The sequence below is a fragment of the Lactococcus taiwanensis genome, assembly GCF_014905395.1.
GTDB lineage: Bacteria > Bacillota > Bacilli > Lactobacillales > Streptococcaceae > Lactococcus > Lactococcus taiwanensis.
Genome location: NZ_BNDT01000001.1, coordinates 176,582 through 199,407, shown reverse-complemented (window position 1 = coordinate 199,407; position 22,826 = coordinate 176,582). Strand labels below are relative to the sequence as shown.

Sequence of the window (22,826 nt, the reverse complement as noted above, 5' to 3'; positions counted from 1 at the left end):
CTCTTGCCCATCAATAAGTAACTTTGACCCAGCGGATGAACAGTTTTATTAGTATGTAAAACACATACTAGTAAATTATAACAAATTTGTTTAGCATTGACAAGCCCACTATGCTGATTTTTTTACTGACGGAGTGGTCAGTAACCAATCCGATCAATGTCAACTTCTGATTGGTTAATCATGTCTAAAACTTTGTGAATGAGGTACATGCGCTCATCTAAGGCGTGGATTTGTTCTGCGCAGTTTTGGAGTTCTTTGCTCAGTTGCTCAGGTATTTGACCATCATATTTATAACGAACTTTATGTTCCAAAGTCGCCCAGAAGTCCATAGCTGAGGTTCGCAATTGAATCTCTACGCGACAAACTTTTTCGTTAAAGAGGTGACCTAGATTAACTTCTAAGATCATATGGTAGCTGCGGTATCCCGTAGGTTTGACATTGCGGAGATAATCTTTTTCACTGACTACCGTAAAAGCTTCTTGATTTTTAATGATTTCTACTATTTCATAGATATTTTTAGCATAGGAACAAATGATTCTAATCCCTGCGATATCTGAGAGATGTTCTTGAGCGGCTTCCGCTGTAATAGGGAGCCCTTTTTTCTTCAATTTACCAGCTATACTTTCCGGTGACTTGAGACGGTGCTTGATATGTTCAATCGGATTAACCGTTTCAAAATTATTATAGTAGGTATTGAGATTTGAGAGTTGCGTCCGAACAACGTCCAGTGCGCAACTGTAATTCACTAATTTTTGCTTGAGTTTTTCAAATTCCTCAGGTTCAAATCGCGTTTTTAAGTAATCTTTTTCTTCCATACTTCTATTATATTAAAAATAGTAAAAATTTTCTGCTTTGAAATGAAAACGTTCTAATTTATGCGGTGCGCTCAAATTTTCGATGTTTCAAGGTATACACTACGTCAGAGGCATTAGCGACCTCTGTTTCGTGTGTAACAATAATCACGATTTTTTTATCTTCATGAGCAATTTTCTTAAAGAGTTCAACAATTTGTGCCGTTGTTTCTTCGTCCAGATTTCCTGTGGGCTCATCAGCAATGATCACGTCGTGATTAAGCACTAAGGCACGGGCAATAGCGACCCTTTGCTGCTGACCACCGGATAATTTACTGACAGGTTTGTAAATCATTTCATTGGTCAATCCAACTTTTTCCAGTGCTTCTTCAATCGCTGCCTTTTCGTCTTCAAATTTTACAGCGGAGATTTTTACAGCTGTTTTAACATTGTCGTAAGCACTCATGTAAGTCAATAAGTTATAAGCTTGAAAGACGGTACTCACTGTTTTTTTACGATAGTTGGTTAAGTTACTTGCTTTGATGATTTGATCATCATAAGACATTGTCCCAGATTTCGGTGTATCTAGCCCGGCAAGTAAGGAGAGAAAAGTTGTTTTTCCTGAACCGGATTGCCCAAGAATTGCATACACGGTTCCTTTGGCAAATGTCTGTGTGACCTCTTTGAAGAGGTAATCCTCAGGATTGGTATAATAATAGGTTAAATTTTCTACTTTTAAGGTCATAAGCGCTCCTATTCTAGTTTGAGTTTACTGACAGAGCTGTCAGTAAAGTGAGGTAAGGTGTTACACTATTTTGGCGTTCTCTGATTAGTCAGTCAGTCGTTTTAATTGGTCAAAACTTGCTTAGGATTTAGGCGAAGAATGCCAATACTTGCTAAACCTACAGCAATCAACGTAATAAGAATCGCAATAGCTACCAATAAGAGAATCTCTGTATAAGACGTTTTAACGTTCAATTTTTCTAGTGCTTTAGATTCAGCTTGTGATTGACCAATACCCATGGCTCCACCTGCTTTACCCATAAATCCTCCTTCGTTACCAGATGGACGTTGACTTGTAGCATTGCCATTTTGGCCAGGCGCACCAGGAGCACCGTTATTTGTAGAACTTGCTGTTGTTTGTGTTGTTTCTTGTTTTAAAATTTGTTGACCAACAACGTTTCCGACAACATTTCCGGCAGCTGAAGCGATCCCAACTGACACGATCATCACCATGAATAATTCAAAGAAGAATTGACCGATAATTTTAATTTTAGATTCACCAAGGCTCATCAAGACCCCAATCTCAAAGCGGCGTTCACGTACCATAAGCATTACGATAAGTGCAAGAATAATCGCACCAGCTATCGCAACAATCAAGACAATATTACGTGCAAAACTTGCTACATTGTTCAGTGAAGATTTAACATTTTGATAAGCTTGATCGTCTTTTGATACTTGGAAGCTGTCATTATTGATGAGCTTATTGGCTTTTTTGACAAAGCTGTCAGCATTGGCTGGATTTGTCATACTATAAGTGGCTGTCGAGATCTTACCAGTGGTTGCCTTCATCGCATTAGCCACAGAAAGGGGCGTATACATCGTGTTCATATATTGAATTGAACTTTCTGTACTACTGCTTGTCGTTGTGTAAATACCGACTACTGTCATCTTATAAGTTTTGTCATTTGAATCGGTTAAGGTGAAAGTAGAACCCACTTTCAAATTATTTTGACTGGCTAAGGTTGATTCAATAACTACATTATTGGTTCCTTCATCTGAAGCTTTGATAGCACGTCCAGATTTAATCTTGTAAGAACTTGAGAAGCTTGTATTTGCCGCTAAATTATTTGTTCCGTAGATGGTGAAATCATCTTGAGAGCCTCCCATTTGGCCACCACCCATATCGCCACCAGGGCCATTTTGATCACCAGTAGCACTATCGGAACTTGAAGTATCACTGCTTGTTGAAACTTTTTCAATCCCTGAATCAGCTGAAGCTGATGCTTGATAAGTAAAACTATACGATTTTACACCATCAAGAGCGGCAATTTTTTTTGCAGTGGATTCAGAAATTGTCGGCATATCAATATTGAAACGTTTGCTCGAAGTATCTGATGTGCTCTCACTAGAGCTGGAGCTTGAAGTAGCACTGCTTTGCGCTTCTTTAATCACATTTTGCATGTCTACTGAGAGGGAAACTGTTGCCCCCGCAGCCTTTTTAGCATTATCAATGGAAACATTTGCTGCACTATTGATAATCAAACCAGATAAAACAAATATCAAAATGGCTGAAAATGCGACAATCAATAATACTGTACGTCCGATTTTGGCTTTCGTAAAAAGCCATGCCCGTCTTATAAAATCCATATTTTCCTCTTTTCTAAGTCTGTACTACAGACCTTTAAAACTTACAGCCCGGTCAGTCCATTTTTAAGCACGTCAGCCACCTTTTAATTTAAAAATAATAGCATAAGATTAAGCAGATTAAACTTGGCTTGCCGTCCTTAAAAATCACTCTCGCTGCATTAGATGGCAGTGGTTCCACCCTCAGTATTATCATCGACTGAGCCAGAATTTTGATCTGTTGTGCCACCGCTGTTATTGGATGCACCTGAATTCACATCTGGGGCACCCTGGTTATTTTCTGTCTGATTACTGCCGTTTCCCGATGGACGATTTTGCATTTGTTGTAAATTCTGCCCTGAGTCCGCATTGGCTTGTCGTTGCCCAAGATAATAACCTGCCAAACCACCTAAAACTAAAGTCAAAAGTGACATGTAGACCACCGTTTTTTCTTTAAAAAGATGTAAAATTTTTGTCAACGCCTCTTCCTTTCTCACTTGATAAGATGATTATAGAAGTTAAAACTTAAGTACAACCCAAGCCAGCCTTAATTTTTTCTGAAAGAAACTTTTAACTTTCTGACTGACACGTCATGCTACTGACAGAGCTGTCAGTAAGCTCTGAATTTAACATTATAAAAAAAGCTACCCGAGGTAGCTTTTATTTTTTATCTTAAGAGATTGAATGGCTTAGAACATGAAATAGAGCCACAAAGCCACTACCGACATCACTGCGGTAAATAACCAAAAAACAATGTCAATCTTCCATTCAGACCAGCCAGCGGCTTTTCCAGAAAAACCACCCAACTCAAAATGGTGATGAATTGGAGTCATTCGAAAAATTCGTTTGCCCCCTGTTTTCTTAAAGTAAGTGACCTGGATCATCACAGATAATGTTTCAATCACATAGACTGCACCAATAAGGATTAACGTCCACTCGGCGTGTAATAAAATCGAAATGATAGCAAGAAAGCCACCTAAGGCTAAGCTTCCGACATCACCCATAAATATCTTAGCAGGTTTGTGATTGAAAACAAAGAAGCCTAGCAAGCCACCAATGACTGACAAGATGATCAGCAAAACATCATACTGGTGATGGACTACTGCAATAATCGCATAAGCACTAAGGGAAATGGCAACTGTAATAGAAGCAAGTCCATCTATCCCATCGGTAAGATTGACTGCATTTGACCATCCCACTAACCAAATGATAATAAAGATCAAGAAGAAAATTCCTAAGTCAAAATTTCGACCAAATAAAATCAGGTGATTGACTTGAAGCCCAGGAGATACGGGAGGAATCATATGATCAGGAATGAAATTTCCCATGCGTGGTGCAGCTTTAAAATGAGGAGCACTCGTATAAATCAAATAAGAAACTAAACCAATCACGATTTGCGCTAAAAGTTTTTGTATTGCTGTCAATCCCTCATTTTTCTTCTTAAAAATTTTCAAGAAGTCATCAAAGAAACCAATCACGGCATACATAGCAAGAACCCACCATGCAATGATGAACGAAGCGCTCGCTTGCCCTAATAAAAGTGCTGCTACTACCGAAACAATCAATGCCACGATGACAAAGACAAATCCACCCATTGTAGGCGTTCCAGCCTTACTCGCATGTTGCTTGACATCTTCAAGCGTTGGTTGTCCACCCAATTTTTTCTTATGGAAGAACATAATGAAGCGAGGGATGCCAATGATTGTTAAAACCATCGCAACGACCGCTACCACTATCCCATTCAATAACATTTTCTTCTCCTATTTTAATCACCCGACGTGACTTCTTATTACCCGTCTATTTTTAGTGATTTTCCTGTTTTCATTCAAGACAAAACTTAACTTCCAAGTGTTACAGTTAAAGTCTGCCCTTTTTTAGCTTTTGTACCCACATCAAGACTTTGACTTGCTACCTTCGTACCTGATCCTTCAAAAGTAACTTTTAGACCGAACCAATCGGCGAGCTGATTAACTTCTTCTTTTGACCAGTCATACATATCAGGCATTACTTGATCCTTATCATCTGTAAGAAGCAAGATACGTGTATTCGCATTAACTTTTTTGCCTGCACTTACTGATTGAGCAGTGACCTTTGTTCCTGAACCGATAATCACAGGATTAAGAACGGTTTGACGCAAGCTATCTGCTGTCGTCCCCGCTTCTTTTCCTTTATAGTCAGAAATTTTAACCTGACCAGCTTTTTCATCATCAGAATTTGTTTGGTTCAGTTCACTCTTTAAGCTCTCAGCACGCGTTAAGAGCGGATTTGCTACACGTGCAATGTATTTCAGCGTCCATGGCTCTGAAGGAATCTTGACATTCATATAGAAGATAAAATCAGGGTCTTTAGCAGGATACATTACAACTGCAGAATACAAATAATCTTGTGAGCCCGTCATATAGCCTCCTGTTGAAGAAGCAATCTGTGCCGTTCCAGTTTTAACTGCTGCGGCTTGCCCATTCACCATAAATAATGGACCAGGATCAATTCCTTCATCAGGGTCGCCTGTTGTAGAATAAGACGTTCCATAAACTGGATCCGTATTAACAGTCAGCATCAAATCCCGAACCTTATCCGCTGCACTTTCTGAAACGGGATGTCCAATAACTTCTGGTTGAGAAGTCAAACTGGTTTTCGTATTAGGATTAACCACTTTACTTACAATATGAGGCTCAAGCATTGTTCCATTGCCCGCAATGGCTGTCCATCCTCGAATTAACTGAATAGGTGTCACAGCTACCCCTTGACCAAACGAAGATTGGATTTGGGATACAGCATTTGCCGAAGGAAGCGAACCTGCATTTTCGTCATCCAGCCCAACTCGCGTTTTTAAGCCAAATTTGAATTTATTTAAATAACTGCCCCAAAGGTCGTTCCCCATATCCATTTCAATGCGGCTCATTCCAATATTGGATGACATCGCAAATCCTTGCGCATAAGTTACTGTTTCGGGAAGGGTATAACTCTTATTTTCGGTAACGTCCCAGTCATTAATGGTCGCATCATACACTTGGAGCTTCCGTTGATAAGTTGCATTAAGATCTACTTTACCACTATCTAAAGCTGAAGCCATCAAAAAGGTTTTGAAGGTTGAGCCCGGTTCAAAAGCAGTTTGATAAAGCAAGCTATTCCATGTGAAATTCTTTTGTGTAATGTCTGAGTTGATTGTTTCAGCAGTATAAGTCGGACGTTGGCTGGTAGCTAAAATGTCTCCTGTATGCGCATCAACCAGCGTACCTGAAATCTCTTGAGCTCCGGTCTGGCTTGCTGCAGAGTCCATTGAGGTCTCCAACAGTTTTTGAAGTTGCGCATCCAGAGTCGTATAAACATCTTGACCATTTTCAACGGGCTCAATCACCTTAGTAGTCCCAGGGATAGGACGCCCTAAAATGTCTTTTTGGTAAGTTTCCACCCCATTTTTACCGCTCAAGATTGGATTGAAAGATTTTTCCAACCCCATGTCTCCTTGCAGAACCTGCACACCATTGACATCTTTTGGACGTGCGATCCCAATAAACTGTGAAGCAAAATTTCCGAAGGGATAGGAACGTGAAAGATCGGCAGAAAAGCCAATTCCAACAAGTTTTTGTTCTTCAGCTGCTTTTTGTATTTCCTGCATTTTCTGCAAAGAAATATTAGAGCCTTTTGTCCCGAACTGCACTTGTTTATATTTCGAATTTAGTTGCTTCTCAATAAGGCTTCGGTCGATATTTAATTCACGGTTAAGAAAATCTTCTAACTTGCTGTATTCACTTTTATCAGCATACATCCGATTACCATTGGAATCCACTTGTGTTTTATCCAAGACCACGTAAATTGTATAAGTACTTGAATCTACCGCAATAGGAGCTCCTGTTCGGTCGTAGATTGTTCCACGCTTCGCTTGAACAGTTACTGTACTTTGATAATTGTTTGTGGCCATCTTTTTAAGATCAGTTCCACCTACATGATTTACCGTAATTAACCAGACAAAGCGAAATATAAAAATCGTAAACAGAGCAATAGCTAGGAAAAAAAGGCTCTTACCTACATGTTTACGATTTCTTTCAGGACTCAACTTCGTCTTTCTTGCATTTCGAGATACTTTTCTAAATGGAAAGAAAATTAGTTTTTTAAAGAATTTTATCATTTTGTTGCTTTCAGTATATTAGACGGCGTTTGTTTCATATCAGCCTTATTTGCTGCATCGATAACCCGATTGGGTGAAGCTAAGTCTAAAATTTGTTGATCATATTCTGATTGTTGGGTCGTTTGTTGTGTGATTTTTGATTTTAAGTCCATCGTATTACTTTGGACTTCAAGAGTTTTTGTCTTAACATAGAGCAAGCCGACAGCCAATACCAAAGCAGCCCCTACCATTGCAAGGTAGAACACTTTTTCGACACCGCTAAATTTTTTAAACTTACTTGCTAAAACTTCTGGCGCGAGAGACTCTGTATCAATCAAATACGAGTCTTTTTTTGCCGCAGTTTCTATGTCAAAGTATTCTTTTGGCTGTGCTGCCATCGTCTCCTCCACTGCTTTATATTCTAAAGCTATTTTTACTTCTTTGTTATCAGATTATTTATTAATCATGTTGTTTTTGAGCCACGCGTAATTTTGCACTATGGGCACGGTTATTCTCTGCGAGCTCTTCTTCACTTGCAAGCACAGGCTTGCGTGTAATAAGCTTCAATTTTGCTTCCATTTCTTTTGGAAGCATAGGAAGCCCTTTAGGGACATTGACTGTGCTATACTCTTTAAAGATATTTTTCGTCAAGCGATCTTCTAAAGAATGGAACGTGATTACTGAAATTCGACCTTCTTCTTTTAGCAAGTCAATAGCTTGTTCGATTGACTCTTCAGCTGCACCCAGTTCATCATTCACCTCAATTCGGATGGCTTGAAAGATTCGCTTAGCCGGATGACCTTTTTTCTTCAAAGCTTTTTGAGGCAGAGCAGATTTTATTAAATCTGCTAGTTCAATTGTTGTTTCAATTGGTTTTATTTTTCTTGCTTGTTCAATCTTACGAGCGATCTGTTTTGAAAATTTGTCTTCTCCATAGCGGAAAAAAATTCGAACTAACGCTTCATAAGGGTAATCATTAACCACTTCATAGGCTGTCAAAGTTTGCGTTTGGTCCATTCGCATATCCAAACGTGCATCCTTTTTATAGGAAAAGCCTCGTTGACTATCGTCAAATTGTGGACTTGAGACTCCTAAATCATAAAGAATCCCATCAATCTTCGTAATCCCCTCCTCAGCGAGTGCTGAAGTGAGGTAACGAAAATTACTCTTGATGAGTGTAACTTTATGCGCTGCAAGTTGTTGCTTTAGACGAATCTTTGCATTCTCATGCGCAGTTTCATCCTGATCAAACGCATATAAATGCCCTGTGGTAAGTTTACTAAGGAGATATTCACTATGGCCAGCCCCCCCAAGGGTTGCATCTACATAAATTCCATCAGGTTTGACGTCAAGCAAATCGACGGTTTCATGTAGTAAGACTGTATCATGCTTAAATGCTGTAGTTTTTGGCAATTTGTGCCATCCTCCTTGTATACTTATAGTTCATTATACCACTTTTTTATATTTTTTGTAGTAGTTTACATAATGATGTAAATTTTTTTATACCTCATCATTTCTGTAAGCCCTTTATTATAAAAGGCGATAGATAAACGGCCCGCTTTCTTCTGTCAAATGGATTGACAAATCGTGTCAACATTGGACCGAGTTTAATTATACCAACTTCTACTAAAAATAGACTGAACTAAGTCAGTCTATTTTATTTTTTCCCTAATTGCTTGTTTTGGTAAACTTAGCAAGATAATTAAGCCTAAAATAATTAACATCAATACTAAAAATAAGAGATATTGGAGGAGTAAATCTTGATTGGTTGCGTAGCTTAGCGAAATTTTGTGATTTAAAATCCAATAGTAAGCAGTCCCTATCGCAGTCGTACTTAGTACTATTAAAATATTTAAATTGCTAAGTCCAACGTCTCTTAATCTGCGTGTAAAACTTGCAATTTGAGGGATAGCCGTTATGACAAGGAAAAGAATGAAGAGTCCCTGTAAGAACATGGCTACATTTACCAGACCGAATTGATTTAGTGGTTCTAAAAGCTTTGCTAAAACTATAAAGCACGTAAGAATCAGCACCCATACAAGCTGAACCAACCAGAATGCCTTTCGATTAAGACGTCCTGAAAAATCAAAATAATTTCTAAAATAAAGGTTAAATGCTTTGGAAAAATTTTGAGGTTCTTCAGCAAGTTGATCAGATGAAACATTAAGCGGCTGATAAATTGGCAGATGACGCGCGCGCGCGTCCTGAGGAAGACCATTGAGTATCAATAAAATTACCGACCCTACACCAAAAACAAGGGTTAAAAAAATAAGTTCCCAAGGCAACGCCGCATCTCTTAAACGGCGAATCGTCATGGCAAAATAGGGTAATATAGCCGCTAGAGCGTATCCCCAAAATATAAGTAACGAAAGAGAAGCTAGCGACTCCAAAACGAGTGAATAACCTAAATAAGAGTGCGTCGTGAGGTAGTGATGCACATTTAGTGGAATGATAAGTACAATAAAATGAACAAACATTGCGGACCAAAAGTCACTGCGAACCGTACGCTCCCGAAAGTTAAATGCGCCCATCCAAAATTTTTGATATGCTTGAATCATGGAATGTTCGTCCTTTCTCACTCGTAAAGTCTTGAATCGTCAGCCTCATCTTTACCATATTTCGATGGAAAGAGGCAGAGCACATAAACTACTAATGTAATAAGATTAAACAGGAGACCAAAATTACTCAAAAAATCAATTTGAATAAAGCGCACAACAATTCCATATAAAGCACTCACACCAAACAAAAGGGCAAACCATCTGGGAAGGCCAGCATCAAGCAGGCGTCGTGCTGTCAAACTTATATTGGGAAGAAGAATTATGAGACCGACTAGAGCAATGAGAATAACAATAATCAGAGTACTTCCCGTAGGATTAAAAGATAAATCAAGTATGCGTTTTTGCAGTTCTGCTTGTGATAAGCTTGAAGCCTGATTAAGAATTTTAGCAGCCTGTGGAATCATCATAAAGAAATGAATCATATTTAGTACGGCAAAAATAATGACGTTAACTAAAAAGACCCACCAATAGTCTGAGCGACTCGCATATGTTTTATAATCACCCGCTTTTTTCCAATATTTTTTGTATGCTTGTATCATTTTTCACCTCTAATCTTAATTTTTACTGACCGCTTGATCAGCTTTTTCAGTGAGAAAGTAAACGTTTTGCCTGAGCTAAAGCTTCCTTTGTAAGATCATCTCCAGCCAACATCTTCGCTACTTCTTTGACGCGTTCGTCAAAACTCAACTTACGAACGGTCGATGTCGTAATCTCATCCGTAGAAGCTTTTTCAATATAAAATTGTGTATCTGCGATGGCCACAACTTGAGGTAAATGCGAGATTGCAAGAACCTGCCCGTTAGTCGCAATTTTATAAATTTTATTGGCAATAGCTTGGGCAACACGCCCTGAAACACCGGTGTCAACCTCATCGAAAACAATCGCTGTTTTATTTTCACGCCGTGAAAAGCTTGATTTTATAGCTAACATTAGACGAGATAACTCACCACCTGAAGCTGTCTTTGCCAAAGGTTTAAATCCTTCACCTGGGTTAGTTTGGATGAAGAACTCCACATGCTCATTGCCATTGGAAGAGAATTTTCCTGCTTCAAACTTCACTTTGAAATCCGCCTTTTCCATGTACAAATCAGCAAGCTCGTGCTTAATATCTTTTTCTAATTCTTGTGCTATTTCATGTCGAGCAGTATTGAGCACTTTACTGGCTTCAATTAGCTCTTTTTGTGCCACTTTTACCGCTTTTTCTAGACGTTCAGAATCATTTTCTGAACCCGTTAATTCAGAAAGCTCGAGCTGAACTTTTTCAAGATAATTCAAAACATCAGTGAGTTCTGGCCCATATTTTTTTTTCAGGGTGTTGAGACTGAGTATTCGATCTTCTATTTGGAGAAGTTCACTAGGATTAAACTCTAAATCACTCATAATCCGCTGTAACTGGGCCGCTACATCTTCTAGAACATAATAGCTCTCTGCTGTTTTATCTGCTAAATCTTGGTATTCTGGATCATAACTGCTGATCGCATCAAGCTCTGACATGGTCGTGCGAATGTTGTTGAGGCTAGAATAATCGCTATCCTCATCATCTAGTGCCAAGTAAGCCACACTAAGTGCGTCAGCAATACTCTTAATGTTATTAAGTTTTTCCCTGCGATGCAAAAGCTGTTCATCTTCTGTCAAATTAATGGCAGCTGCTTCAATCTCCTCTGCTTGAAATTGAAGAATTTCGATACGTTGGGCAAATTCTTGCTCATTTTTTTGACGAAGCGTCAGTTGTTGGCGCAGTGTTTTAAATCGTTCAAACTTGCTTTTATAGTGATGCTTCTTTTCTTCGAATTGCTCATCACCAAATTCATCCAACAAATGAAGATGATTTTTTGCATTCATTAACTCTTGGTTGTCATGTTGACCATGAATATCCACCAAAAATTCACCGATCTGACGTAAGGTGCTCAGATTTACCATCTGACCATTGATGCGACAAACTGAACGACCGTTTGCGAAAATTTCTCGCCGTAGAATCAACTCAGATTCAACTTCTTCAAAGCCAAGTTCTTGTAAAAGATTTTTTAATTCAGGAGTTTTTTCAAAATAAAATAAACCCTCAATTTCAGCTTTTGTTGCGCCGTGTCGGACAAAATCACTTGAAGCTCGTCCTCCTAAAAGAAGGTTCATCGCATCAATAATAATTGATTTCCCTGCACCAGTTTCACCTGTCAAAATCGTCATTCCATTTTCAAATGAAAGATGAATTTCTTCAATAATTGCAAAATTTTTGATTGAAATCTCTTGTAACATCAGAATTCCTTTCCAAAAAATGACTGACAAACCTGTCAGTAAACTGACAGGTTTTCTCCGCATGTTTTTTTAGGCTAATCGGTTTTAAATTTACTGATGGTTCTGTCAGTAAGTTCTAAAACTCAGTAAGTACTTGATATAGTTTTTTTGCCTGTGCTTCCGTTTCAAAAATGACCAGCGCACTATCATCATCAATGATCAATGCGAAGATTTCATCTCCATAATCTTCAAGAAGATAATTTTTAACCAAACTTGTTGTCCCAGGGTTTGCCTGAATCCAAAGTTTATCCGCCTTAATTTTCGTACCAGTAATCGCGTCAAAGACAAGTGCTTTGTGAAGACTGGATTGAAGGCCCTCATTATTTTTAGGTAAATCGTATCGATATCCTCCAGAAGCGGCTGGAACTTTAATCAAGGCCAAAGATTTAATGTCACGTGACACCGTGGCTTGCGTCACATCGACGTCATGTTGCTGAAGTTTTGAAACCAGCTCTTCTTGTGTCTTCACTTCGTTTTCTTTGATAAATTGGGCAATAAAGTTTAAGCGTTCTTCTCTTTTCATAAGTTTTCACTTTCTTCTTTTAAGACTGAATCAATCATGGCGGTATCAGCGTTTTGCGCTAAACCGTCTTTAACAAGGTGGACAAGAAATTCAACATTTCCTGCTCCCCCTTTGATGGGTGAAAAGGTTAAATTTTTGACAGAAAAACCGATATCTGTTGCACTTCGGAGCACTTTCTCAATGGTCATTCTATGAATTTTAGGATCTTTAATAATCCCATTTTTGCCGACTTGTTCCCGACCTGCCTCAAATTGGGGTTTAATCAAAGCTGCTACTGAACCATTTTCAGCTAAAATAGCATAAAGCGGGGGCAAAATCAAGTCCAACGAAATGAAACTCACATCAATGCTTGCAAATTCTGGCTGTCCTTCTTTGAAATCATCGAGGACGGCATGCCGGAAGTTAAATTGTTCCATGACCACGACCCGTGCATCATTACGAATTTTCCAAGCTAACTGATTAGTTCCCACATCGAGTGCATAGACCAGTTTAGCCCCAGATTGTAGCATCACATCGGTAAAGCCACCTGTTGAACTTCCAATATCCAAGCAGATTTTTTGAGCCACATCTAGACCAAATTGGGCAATGGCTTTTTCTAATTTTAAACCACCTCGGCTGACGTATTTCAGCTTCTCCCCTTTAAGGCGAAGCTCCGTACTGTCCTCTATCTTTTGACCTGGTTTATCAAAACGTTCTCCTGACTTTTGATCAACGACAAGTCCCGCCATCACCCCACGCTTTGCCTGCTCACGTGTTTCAAACAAACCCTGGTTAGTAGCTAAAACGTCAATTCTTTCTTTCATTTATTAAAAAATAAATCCTTTCTTACTTCGCTTAGTTCATCGGATAATCCCGCTTTTTATCTCTGCCACTTCTAGAGCAAGCCGTATTACTCCTGCTCCATGTCCAGTTTTTCAATCAATTCGAAAAGAGGCGTTTTTGGCATCACTGACAGCTCTGTCAGTTGTGCTTTGACTGCGGTCAGCTGTTCATGTAAAGCTTTTTTTGCACCATCAAGTCCTAAGTGAGCAACATATGTCGATTTTTCTTCTAAAATATCTTTGCCAGGGGTCTTGCCAAGTTCTGCAAAAGTTGCTGTTATGTCTAAGATATCATCCCGAATTTGAAAAGCTAAACCAAACTGCTGACCAGTCTTTCTGAGGCTTTCAATTTCTGTCCTTGACTTTCCAGCTACAATCCCTGCAGCCACAAAAGGAAATGTTAAAAGTCGTCCCGTTTTTAACTGATGAATTTGCTCAATCTCACAGAGACTTAAGGTTTTCCCTTCACCAGCCATGTCCAAAACCTGACCAGCCACCATCCCAAAAGAACCTGAAGCATAGGCTAATTCTCGCGTGAGGTCCACAATAACAGAGGAGGGTAAGTCACTTTCTGCGAGAAGGAAAAAGGGGTCAAAAAATAAAGTATCTCCCGCTAAAATGGCAGTCGCTTCATCAAATTTTTTATGATTCGTCAAGACACCACGACGGTAATCATCATTATCCATCGCCGGTAAATCGTCATGAATTAATGAACCCGTATGAATTAATTCTACTGCTAGAGCAATTTGATAATGGCTCGGATTAAGACTCAGGCCAAATCCTTCCAATAGTTCTAAAAACACAAGGGGACGTAATCGCTTTCCACCAGCTAATAACGAATAGCGGGCAGAAGCAGCAAGTTGCGCCGGAATGTCCTCTCGAGCATAAAACGTTTTAATAAGATCTTCTATTTTTTTTCTCTTCGTGTCCATTAGTTTCATTATACCAAAAAACACAACTAAAAGTTGTGTTCGTTGTTAGTGAATAGCAAGTGAAAAACTGACTTTTTTTATAAAAATCTTGCTTTGATTACATTTTTTGTAAGCTCTTCCAGATGATGAAGTGTTCCTTTTTCTTCTAAGGCTTGTTCTAAAGAAAGCGGGCGAGGCTGAATCGAGAAACTTGCCAGTAAAAGTTCCTCCATTTCTCCCAGATTTTCCCCTAAAGTTCCCACAAAAGCTAACGTGGGTACCTTGTATTTTTTCGCCAATATGGCCATCCCGTAAGGAACTTTCCCATGAGCAGTTTGAAAATCCAAACTTCCTTCTCCTGTAATTACTAGGTCCGCATCTTTTAGCTCCTCTTCAAGCTCTAATAATTCTGCGATCTTAAAAAAGCCTGATTTTAGCTCTCCTCCCAAAAGCAAAATAGCTGCTCCTAACCCTCCAGCAGCTCCCGTTCCTGCTACTTTCTGCACATCTAAACCATAGCGTTCTCGTATTTGTCTTGCTCTTTCTTGTGCTTGGGCCTCTTGCTGCTCAATTAAATCAGGTGTTCCGCCTTTTTGAGGACCAAAAACTCTGGCATAACCATTTTCGCCAGCATAAACATTGGTAACATCTGTTAAAGCCGTCACTTTCATATTCTCAAAGCGTGGCAGAGCGAAGATACTTCCGCCCAGACCTTCCAAAAGACCGAGACCTCCATCAGAAGTTCCTGTACCACCCAAGCTGACCAATAATTCGCGCACTCCTCTTTTTTCAGCGTCAATAAATAAAGCTGCAAGCCCCCGGGAACTCGCCTGAGTAAATGTGTCAGCTGTTGGCCTGATTTTATCAAGTCCAATCACTTGCGCAGCTTCAACGACCGCTACATCTCCCGCTAACAGATAAGAAGCAGTAATCTGGCGCCCCATTAAATCTACTGTGGCTACTTTAATTCGTTCACCGCCAAGTTTCTGCGCTAAAGCTGCAAGTGTTCCTTCACCACCATCGGCAATTTCAAAAGTACACACCTCTGTTTGTGGCAGAACAGATTTTATTCCCTTTTTGACGGCAGCGTTTAATGCATATGACGAGGCTGAACCTTTATAAGAATCTAAAGCTACAACAATTTTCATCCGAGACTCCTTTGCTTTACTCTTATTTTACCAAAATAATATAAAAAAGGACTCGTAAGTCCTTCTTTATTTACTGACCAGCTGGTCAGTACACTTAATACTCTTTTTGCTCAGGTGCAAAATCACTTTCCTCTTCATCTTTACCCACAATTTTGACCAGGGTCTGCTCTGCTTCATTTAACGTTTTCTTCAAACCTTCAGAGAGTTTCATTCCTTTTTGAAATTCGGCGATTGCATCCTCAAGAGGGACATCTCCTGATTCTAACTTGCGGACAATGCTCTCGAGCTCTGTTAAATGTTCTTCAAAGGTTGCTTCATTCTTAGTTGCCATTTTATTTTACCTCAACTTCTACTTTACCGTCAACAAAATCCAAATGGAGGGTTTCCCCTTTTTCGACCTCATTGACAGACTTAATAATTTTACCGTGATCATTCGTGACGACAGAAAAGCCACGTGCTTTTATTTTAGAAAGATCTAATAAAAGTAAGGACTGATAAAGTTGTGCGACTTTATTTTTTTGTCGGTCTAAAATTTTAGCATAAGCTGGCACGAGCCTGTCAGCTGCAAGTTCAAACCGATGCTGAACTTGCGTTACTTTCGTCGTGGTCAGTGAACTTAAACGTTCCGTCAGTCGGTCAAGTTTTTGAACGTGACCATCATAAAGACGCTCTGGCTGGCGAAAAACTACGGATGCACTCAGTTTTTCTACACGCTCGCGCCTTACGCTAATCAAGTGAGTGAGCTGGTTTGTCATGCGTTTTTCTTGCTCACTTGCCCAGTTCAATAAATCTAATCTTGTAGTCGGAGTCGCCAATTCAGCTGCAGCAGTGGGTGTCGCAGCCCGATGATCTGCCACAAAATCTGCTAGAGTCACATCAGTTTCATGACCCACTGAGGAAATAATCGGAATCCGGGATTCAAAGATTGCCCGAACCACACTTTCTTCATTAAACCCCCAAAGGTCTTCGATAGAGCCACCGCCTCGACCGATGATCATCACATCAAAATCGCCTCGCGCATTCGCACGACGAATGTTAGTGGCAATTTCCTCAGCTGCTCCATTTCCTTGAACTTTTGTGGGATAAACGACCAGCTGACTCATGGGAAAACGGCGTTGTACCGTCGTAATGATATCCCGAATTACCGCGCCAGAGGGACTTGTTACCACAGCAATTTTTCGAGAGAAAGCTGGTAAGGGTTGCTTCCATTTTGCCTCAAACAAACCCTCAGCGGTTAATTTTTTCTTTAATTGTTCAAATTTAACAGCCAAAGCACCGACACCATCTGGAATTAAACGCTCAATATTGATCGAGTAGGAGCCAGAGGGGGGATAAATACTGATACGCCCCACCGCTAATACTTTCATTCCCTCTTCCAGACGAAAATCTAACTTTCTAAACTGACCGGCCCACATCGTAGCTTGAATCACTGCACTTTCATCTTTGAGTGCAAAGTATTGATGATTTGGTCGCTGACGAAAATTTGAAATTTCTCCCGTCAGATAAACCCGTTCCAGATAGGGATCACGGTCAAATTTCGCTTTTAAATATTTTGTTAAGGTGCTTACGGATAAATATTCTGTCATTTTTTATCAACTTCTTATCTTTTTACCTATAAACTTTAAAAAATTTCTTTTAAATTCTAATCTCTAATCCATTTATAAGCATCATTTTTTACTGACAGCTCTGTCAGTAAAATTAGTCTAATTTTCTTGCAGCAGCGCGAACCGTTTGCTCCATTAACATGGTAATGGTCATCGGTCCAACACCTCCCGGAACAGGGGTAATAAGTCCTGCGACGTTCTTGACCTCATCAAAGTCGACATCTCCATGCAACTTTCCTTCTTCATCCCGATTCATTCCCACATCAATAACTACGGCGCCTTCTTTTACATCCGCTGCCTTGATGAATCGATCTTTTCCAATTGCCACGACCAAAATATCTGCTTGTTTAGTCAACTCTTGAAGATTCTGGGTACGTGAATGAGCAATCGTTACAGTCGCATCAGCCATCATCAATAACTGCGCCATCGGCTTACCTACAATGTTAGAGCGTCCAACCACCACAGCTTTTTTCCCGGCCAAATCAACATCATATGCTCGAAACATCTCCATAATGCCCGCAGGCGTAGAGGGAATCATCAGTGGATTTCCTGACCACAGACGTCCCATATTCATCGGATGAAAACCATCGACATCTTTTTCAGGATCAATAGCCAACAATACTTTCTCCTCAGAAATGTGTGCAGGGAGGGGCAATTGCACCAAGATACCATGCCACTGTTCCGCTTGATTATACTGTTCAATCAAGCCTAAAAGCTCTTCTTCAGAAACATCCTCTGGCAAGCGAACCACACTTGAATTAAGTCCAATAGCTGTAGCCTGACGTGCTTTATTCCGGACATAAATTTGGCTAGCAGGATCTTCCCCAACTAAAATTACAGCTAAACCCGGAATAAGTCCAGCTGCTTGCAATGCGTCAACTTTATTTTTTAACTCGTCTTGCATCTTTGCAGCGAGCACTTTTCCATCTATTAATTTCATATCTCTTATTATAACATAAGCCTAATTAGTTCTCAGCTCTCCTTTTTCTCATATTTTTAATTATTAATTTAAACGTTCGCCATTTGTTTTCTAAAAAATGAGCGCTTTCTTTGACTTTTTAAGTTTACATGTGTAACCTTAAAGAAGAGGTAACACATTAAAACAAATTAAGAGGAGGAAATGATGACGAACAAAATTAAAAACATGCCCCATACGGATTCCGAAGTTACACCCCATCATCACATGAAGGGGGATCATTCTATGGAAATGATGGAGGACCACACGATGATGAACCACGGTGGTCACATGATGCACATGGGCAACATGAAAAAAAAGCTTAAAGTAGCCATTGGTTTGATGATACCTCTTTTGCTGATTTCACCCATTGCAGGTTTTACCCTCATTCATTTTCCTGGAAGTGAGCTTGTGCAATTGCTCTTAGGCTCCATTCTTTTCTTTTATGCAGGCACCCCCTTTTTCAGTGGTGCAAAAGGAGAGCTTAAAAGCCATAAACCAGCTATGATGATGCTTATAACAATGGGGATTTCTGTCGCCTATGCTTATTCCGTATACGCCACTGTTCTCACGTTGCAAGGTCAGATGGCAATGAATTTCTGGTTTGAATTATCTACCTTAATTGTGATTATGTTGATTGGTCATCTTATCGAAATGCGTGCAATTATGGGTGCAGGAGATGCCTTAAAAGACTTAGCAAGTTTGGTTCCTAAAAAAGCCCATCTGAAAAATGGAAAAGACGTTGAACTTTCTGAACTACAAGTTGGTGATGTCTTACTCGTTAAAGAAAATGAAAAAATACCAGCTGATGGAAAAATCCTCAGCGAGGCACTCATTGATGAGTCTATGATTACAGGGGAAAGTCGAGCTGTCACTAAAAAGCCGAATGATTTAGTTTATGGAGGAGCGCAAAATAAAAACCAACCCTTTGAAATGGAAGTTACAACGTTAGGAAAAGAAAGTTTTCTTAGTCAAGTCACTGCACTTGTACAGAATGCTCAAGCCCAAAAATCCTCCCTGGAAAATATGGCCGATAAAGTAGCAGGCTATCTCTTCTATGCCGCTTTGTTTGTAGGGATCCTCTCTTTTATCATTTGGAGTCTTACAGCTACTTTCAGTTTTGCCCTTCTTTTAGCCGTCTCCGTCTTTGTTATTGCGTGTCCCCATGCACTCGGTCTTGCAGTGCCGCTCGTTGTCTCACGCTTAATGAGTTTATCCGCTAAAAAAGGACTTTTAATTCAAAATCGGACCGCTCTAGAAAATATCAACCAGATAAAATATGCTTTGATGGATAAGACTGGAACCTTAACCGATGGACAATTTAAAGTACGAAAAGTGGTAGCTCTAAATAAAAAAGACAATATTTTGTCACTCATGGTAGCTCTAGAAAAGAGTTCAACTCATCCCTTGGCACAAGCTATCGTACAAGCAGCTGATGATGAGCCCCAAGCACTAGCAAGTGAGATTAAAAATATGCCAGGGGTCGGTATTTCTGGAAAAATCGAGGGTAAATCCTATCAGATTGTCAACGGGAGGTACTTGAAAGAACATCAACTTACAGTCGCCAACGATGAAACCCAAGAATATTTATCCCTTGGATTAACCCTTTCTTACCTCCTTAATGATCAGCAAGAAATCCTTGGTTTTATTGCTCTAGGAGATTCACCAAAACCTGAAGCTAAGGCTTTGGTCGAAGGATTAATTGCCCAAGATATCCAACCGGTAATGTTAACGGGTGATAATCAGCAAACAGCTCAAAAAATCTCTGCCGCTTTAGGAATCCCTGAGTTTCAAGCAGAATTAAAACCAGAAGACAAGGCACGCTTGGTTAAAACATACCAAGAAAAGGGTGGGGTCATCTTTATTGGAGATGGGGTCAACGACTCTCCTGCTCTCGCAACAGCAACAATTGGCTGCGCGATTGGTTCAGGAACCTCTGTGGCTATTAGTAGCGCCGACGTTGTCTTGGTGAATTCTAATCCTAAAGCTGTGCTTGATCTTATTTCACTTTCGAAAAAAATGCTACATAAAATGAAGCAAAATCTTTGGTTTGGTGCGGGTTATAATATCATTGCTATTCCAGTTGCCGCAGGGATTCTCTATCCATTTATAGGACTTTATATTGATCCATTGTTAGCTGCAGTCTTGATGTCACTTTCGACGGTCGTTGTCTCTATTAATGCAATGAGACTTACAGACAAAGAATGAAGCACTGCAACCAAGCAAGCATTACTAAAAAATAAAAAGAGGAGTATATCTCCTCTTTTTTATATCAATCCATTTTTCTTTAAAAATTCACGCGCCACTTTTTCAGGACTAGCCTGATTCACATTGACTTCATAATTCATTTCAATCATTTGCTGAGCTGTGATTTTACCAGAAAGTTGATTCAAAATCTGCTTGAGTTCAGGATATTTTTTAAGTAGACTTTCGTTCATCATCGGTGCAGCTTGATAAGGTGGAAAGAGATTCTGGTCATCTTCAAGTACTGTCAAACCATATTGTTTTATCTGACTGTCTGTTGAGTAAACTTCTGCCACATTAACAGCACCTGTGTTGAGCGCTTTATAGATCAAACTACTTTGCATGGTTTTCACATTAAGGTTCAAACCATAAACCTTCTTTAGACCGATGTTTCCATCAGTCCGATTGGCAAACTCGACATCAAAGCCGGCCGACAAATCTGGAACGTTTTTTAAATCAGAAATGGTTTTAAGATGATGTGCTTTGGCAAAGTCGGTCTTAACAGCAAGCGCATAGGTATTTTGAAATTGCATGGGTGAGAGATAGGCAAAATGATTCAAAGCCTTAATCCCCTCTTGAGCCTTTTGCCAAACTACTGTCGGGTCAGTGGACTGCACAGGACTTTTTAAGAAAGTACTTGTGATCGTTCCCGTATACTCCGGATAAAGATCAATTTTATTTGCTTTCAAAGCATTATATAAAAAGGTAGTATCTCCAAAATTGGTTTTAAGATTAACACGGATATCACTGTCTTGTTCAATCAAGAGTTTGTACATGTTGATAATAATATCAGGTTCTGCTCCTAGCTTTCCTGCAATCGTAATTTGCGGATGGGTATCACTGTGTGGGCGATAATAGGAACCACCCAAAATCAGTAATCCGATAAAAAAACTGAGTACAATAGTTTTGATCTTCGCACCTTCTAGCAATTTGAGCAGGGCGCTAAAGAGGATTGCTAATAAAGCAGATGAGATGGCCCCAATAAGGATTAGGGAAACATCATTCATATTTATTCCAAGAAGAATAAAATTACCAAGGCCACCTGCTCCTATTAATGCTGCTAGTGTTGCGGTCCCGATAACCATGACTGTACTCGTCCGAATCCCCGCCATGATAAAAGGCATGGCTAGGCTTAGTTCAAATTTCATTAAACGCTCTCGTCGATTCATCCCAAAAGCGGTAGCTGCTTCAATCAGAGAGGGCTCTATCTGAGAGAGTCCTGTATAGGTATTTTGGACGATAGGAAAAATAGCATAGACTACCAAGGCCACAATTGCGGGTAAACTACCAATCCCGATAAAGGGAATAAGTAAGCCTAATAAGGCTAAACTCGGTATGGTTTGCAAAATACCAGTAATTTGTAAAACCACTTCTGCAAGCTTTGGATAACGTCTAAGTAACAAAGCTAAGGGTATCCCTATAAGTAACGCAATAAAAATTGAAATCAGTGAAATTTGGATATGTTCAAGAAGGGCCTGCCAAAATTGTCCTTGTTGGTTCTGAAAAGTGGTAATAAGCTGACTCATAAGCCACCTCCTGCCATGTAAGTAACAATATCCTCAGCAGCAAGGCGCTTTCCTTGGTACTTAAGGTGCTCCCCTTTTGCCAATGTTGTAACAACATCTGAAAGAGGCGTATCCGCCTCAACTTCATAGGCCTCATCATCTACTGACGGCGTTGTCAGTAAAAGATTATCAACACGAACAGTTGACAAATTTTGCTGTGACTCCTTAAAGAAATTTTTGACGAAATCGTTGGCGGGATGATAGTAAATAGCGGTAGGATCAGCAATTTGCTGAATAAGTCCCTCATTCATCACGGCCACACGATCTGCCAGATAAAGGGCTTCATCTAAATCATGTGTCACAAAAACAATGGTCAGTTGCATTTTCTTTTGCAAGTCTTTAATAAAGATTTGCAGTTGTCTGCGAGACAAAGGATCTAGCGCAGAAAAAGGTTCATCCATTAAGACAATGGCAGGATTAGAAGCAATTGCACGTAAAATTCCAACGCGCTGTTGCTCACCCCCTGAAAGTTCAGCGGGTAAGCGGTGGGCGTAGTCTGTAGGTGCGAGTCCGACCAAGTCCAGTAATTCTGTAGTGCGGTTTTCGATTTGGTCTTTAGACCATCCCTTCATCTCTGGAATCAAGGCAATATTTTCTGCCACCGTGAGATTGGGAAAAAGGGCAATTTGCTGAAGAACATAGCCGATTGAAAGCCTAAGTTTTCTCAGATTCGTCTGGGTCACATCTTGATGGTTAATCAAAATGTTCCCCTCACTGTGTGCAACAAGTTGATTGATCATCTTTAATGTAGTCGTTTTGCCACTCCCACTTGGTCCAACAAGTACAAAAAACTCACCGTCTTCAATCACAAAATTAGCATGATCCAATATTTTTTTGTGAGCAAAGGCCTTTGATACGTCTTGAAATTCAATCATGAATTCCTCATTTCTAAGTCATGTTTAGGGGCTGACCATATGGTCAGATCGCTTACGTCACTCTAAAAAAATTATAAGTAGTTTT

General features: G+C 39.8%; 21 protein-coding genes. 1 reads left to right on the top strand and 20 read right to left on the bottom strand.

The window, feature by feature from the left end; translation table 11 throughout:
- Nucleotides 1-137: 137 nt before the first annotated feature.
- The 18 genes from JKP71_RS00905 to JKP71_RS00820 all read right to left on the bottom strand — a co-directional run bounded on the left by JKP71_RS00905 (nucleotide 138) and on the right by JKP71_RS00820 (nucleotide 18,042).
- Nucleotides 138-815 carry a GTP pyrophosphokinase gene (locus JKP71_RS00905; RefSeq protein ID WP_075524949.1) on the bottom strand — a complete coding sequence of 226 codons (678 nt, stop codon included), beginning with the start codon at nucleotides 813-815 and terminating at the stop codon, nucleotides 138-140.
- Nucleotides 816-873: 58 nt separating this feature from the next.
- Nucleotides 874-1,536, bottom strand: a complete 663-nt coding sequence (locus JKP71_RS00900; protein WP_200406685.1) for an ABC transporter ATP-binding protein — start codon at nucleotides 1,534-1,536, stop codon at nucleotides 874-876.
- A gap of 101 nt (nucleotides 1,537-1,637) precedes the next feature.
- Nucleotides 1,638-3,161: an ABC transporter permease gene (locus tag JKP71_RS00895; protein ID WP_200406684.1), complete on the bottom strand. Its 1,524-nt coding sequence runs from the start codon at nucleotides 3,159-3,161 to the stop codon at nucleotides 1,638-1,640.
- A 158-nt stretch (nucleotides 3,162-3,319) separates the two neighbouring features.
- Nucleotides 3,320-3,616, bottom strand: a complete 297-nt coding sequence (locus JKP71_RS00890) for a hypothetical protein (RefSeq protein WP_200406683.1) — start codon at nucleotides 3,614-3,616, stop codon at nucleotides 3,320-3,322.
- A 210-nt stretch (nucleotides 3,617-3,826) separates the two neighbouring features.
- Complete coding sequence (mraY, locus tag JKP71_RS00885; RefSeq protein WP_200406682.1) at nucleotides 3,827-4,888, bottom strand: phospho-N-acetylmuramoyl-pentapeptide-transferase; 1,062 nt, start codon at nucleotides 4,886-4,888, stop codon at nucleotides 3,827-3,829.
- Nucleotides 4,889-4,974: 86 nt separating this feature from the next.
- Nucleotides 4,975-7,266, bottom strand: coding sequence for a penicillin-binding protein (locus JKP71_RS00880; protein ID WP_075524954.1), 2,292 nt, complete (start codon nucleotides 7,264-7,266; stop codon nucleotides 4,975-4,977).
- Complete coding sequence (ftsL2, locus tag JKP71_RS00875; protein WP_075524955.1) at nucleotides 7,263-7,643, bottom strand: cell division protein FtsL; 381 nt, start codon at nucleotides 7,641-7,643, stop codon at nucleotides 7,263-7,265. The genes JKP71_RS00880 and ftsL2 overlap by 4 nt, the downstream gene beginning before the upstream one ends.
- Before the next feature lie 61 nt (nucleotides 7,644-7,704).
- The gene (gene rsmH, locus JKP71_RS00870; protein WP_200406681.1) at nucleotides 7,705-8,658 is read right to left on the bottom strand and encodes a 16S rRNA (cytosine(1402)-N(4))-methyltransferase RsmH; all 954 of its coding nucleotides are present in this window, start codon (nucleotides 8,656-8,658) and stop codon (nucleotides 7,705-7,707) included.
- A gap of 239 nt (nucleotides 8,659-8,897) precedes the next feature.
- On the bottom strand, nucleotides 8,898-9,803 hold the full coding sequence (locus JKP71_RS00865; RefSeq protein ID WP_200406680.1) for a DUF805 domain-containing protein: 906 nt from the start codon (nucleotides 9,801-9,803) through the stop codon (nucleotides 8,898-8,900).
- A 17-nt stretch (nucleotides 9,804-9,820) separates the two neighbouring features.
- Nucleotides 9,821-10,342: a DUF805 domain-containing protein gene (locus JKP71_RS00860; protein WP_200406679.1), complete on the bottom strand. Its 522-nt coding sequence runs from the start codon at nucleotides 10,340-10,342 to the stop codon at nucleotides 9,821-9,823.
- Between the two features lie 46 nt (nucleotides 10,343-10,388).
- Entirely contained in the window at nucleotides 10,389-12,056 is a 1,668-nt protein-coding gene (gene recN / locus JKP71_RS00855; RefSeq protein WP_200406885.1) for a DNA repair protein RecN, read from the bottom strand.
- Between the two features lie 115 nt (nucleotides 12,057-12,171).
- Nucleotides 12,172-12,618 carry an arginine repressor gene (locus JKP71_RS00850; RefSeq protein ID WP_075524960.1) on the bottom strand — a complete coding sequence of 149 codons (447 nt, stop codon included), beginning with the start codon at nucleotides 12,616-12,618 and terminating at the stop codon, nucleotides 12,172-12,174.
- Nucleotides 12,615-13,421, bottom strand: a complete 807-nt coding sequence (locus tag JKP71_RS00845; RefSeq protein ID WP_075524961.1) for a TlyA family RNA methyltransferase — start codon at nucleotides 13,419-13,421, stop codon at nucleotides 12,615-12,617. Before JKP71_RS00845 ends, JKP71_RS00850 begins: the two co-directional genes overlap by 4 nt.
- Before the next feature lie 86 nt (nucleotides 13,422-13,507).
- Nucleotides 13,508-14,371, bottom strand: coding sequence for a polyprenyl synthetase family protein (locus tag JKP71_RS00840; RefSeq protein ID WP_200406678.1), 864 nt, complete (start codon nucleotides 14,369-14,371; stop codon nucleotides 13,508-13,510).
- 77 nt (nucleotides 14,372-14,448) lie between these two features.
- Nucleotides 14,449-15,498: a glycerate kinase family protein gene (locus tag JKP71_RS00835; protein ID WP_200406677.1), complete on the bottom strand. Its 1,050-nt coding sequence runs from the start codon at nucleotides 15,496-15,498 to the stop codon at nucleotides 14,449-14,451.
- A gap of 94 nt (nucleotides 15,499-15,592) precedes the next feature.
- Complete coding sequence (locus JKP71_RS00830) at nucleotides 15,593-15,829, bottom strand: exodeoxyribonuclease VII small subunit (RefSeq protein ID WP_200406676.1); 237 nt, start codon at nucleotides 15,827-15,829, stop codon at nucleotides 15,593-15,595.
- A 1-nt stretch (nucleotide 15,830) separates the two neighbouring features.
- Nucleotides 15,831-17,084 carry an exodeoxyribonuclease VII large subunit gene (xseA, locus tag JKP71_RS00825; RefSeq protein WP_200406675.1) on the bottom strand — a complete coding sequence of 418 codons (1,254 nt, stop codon included), beginning with the start codon at nucleotides 17,082-17,084 and terminating at the stop codon, nucleotides 15,831-15,833.
- A gap of 112 nt (nucleotides 17,085-17,196) precedes the next feature.
- The gene (locus tag JKP71_RS00820; RefSeq protein WP_200406674.1) at nucleotides 17,197-18,042 is read right to left on the bottom strand and encodes a bifunctional methylenetetrahydrofolate dehydrogenase/methenyltetrahydrofolate cyclohydrolase; all 846 of its coding nucleotides are present in this window, start codon (nucleotides 18,040-18,042) and stop codon (nucleotides 17,197-17,199) included.
- 183 nt (nucleotides 18,043-18,225) lie between these two features.
- Here JKP71_RS00820 and JKP71_RS00815 point away from each other — a divergent pair, with 183 nt between their 5' ends.
- Nucleotides 18,226-20,265 carry a copper-translocating P-type ATPase gene (locus tag JKP71_RS00815; RefSeq protein WP_234446090.1) on the top strand — a complete coding sequence of 680 codons (2,040 nt, stop codon included), beginning with the start codon at nucleotides 18,226-18,228 and terminating at the stop codon, nucleotides 20,263-20,265.
- Nucleotides 20,266-20,324: 59 nt separating this feature from the next.
- Here the strand turns inward: JKP71_RS00815 and JKP71_RS00810 are convergent, their stop codons facing one another.
- Together JKP71_RS00810 and JKP71_RS00805 are read right to left on the bottom strand one after the other, a co-directional pair.
- On the bottom strand, nucleotides 20,325-21,827 hold the full coding sequence (locus JKP71_RS00810) for an ABC transporter permease/substrate-binding protein (protein WP_200406673.1): 1,503 nt from the start codon (nucleotides 21,825-21,827) through the stop codon (nucleotides 20,325-20,327).
- The gene (locus JKP71_RS00805; RefSeq protein ID WP_200406672.1) at nucleotides 21,824-22,741 is read right to left on the bottom strand and encodes an ABC transporter ATP-binding protein; all 918 of its coding nucleotides are present in this window, start codon (nucleotides 22,739-22,741) and stop codon (nucleotides 21,824-21,826) included. Before JKP71_RS00805 ends, JKP71_RS00810 begins: the two co-directional genes overlap by 4 nt.
- Nucleotides 22,742-22,826 lie beyond the last annotated feature (85 nt).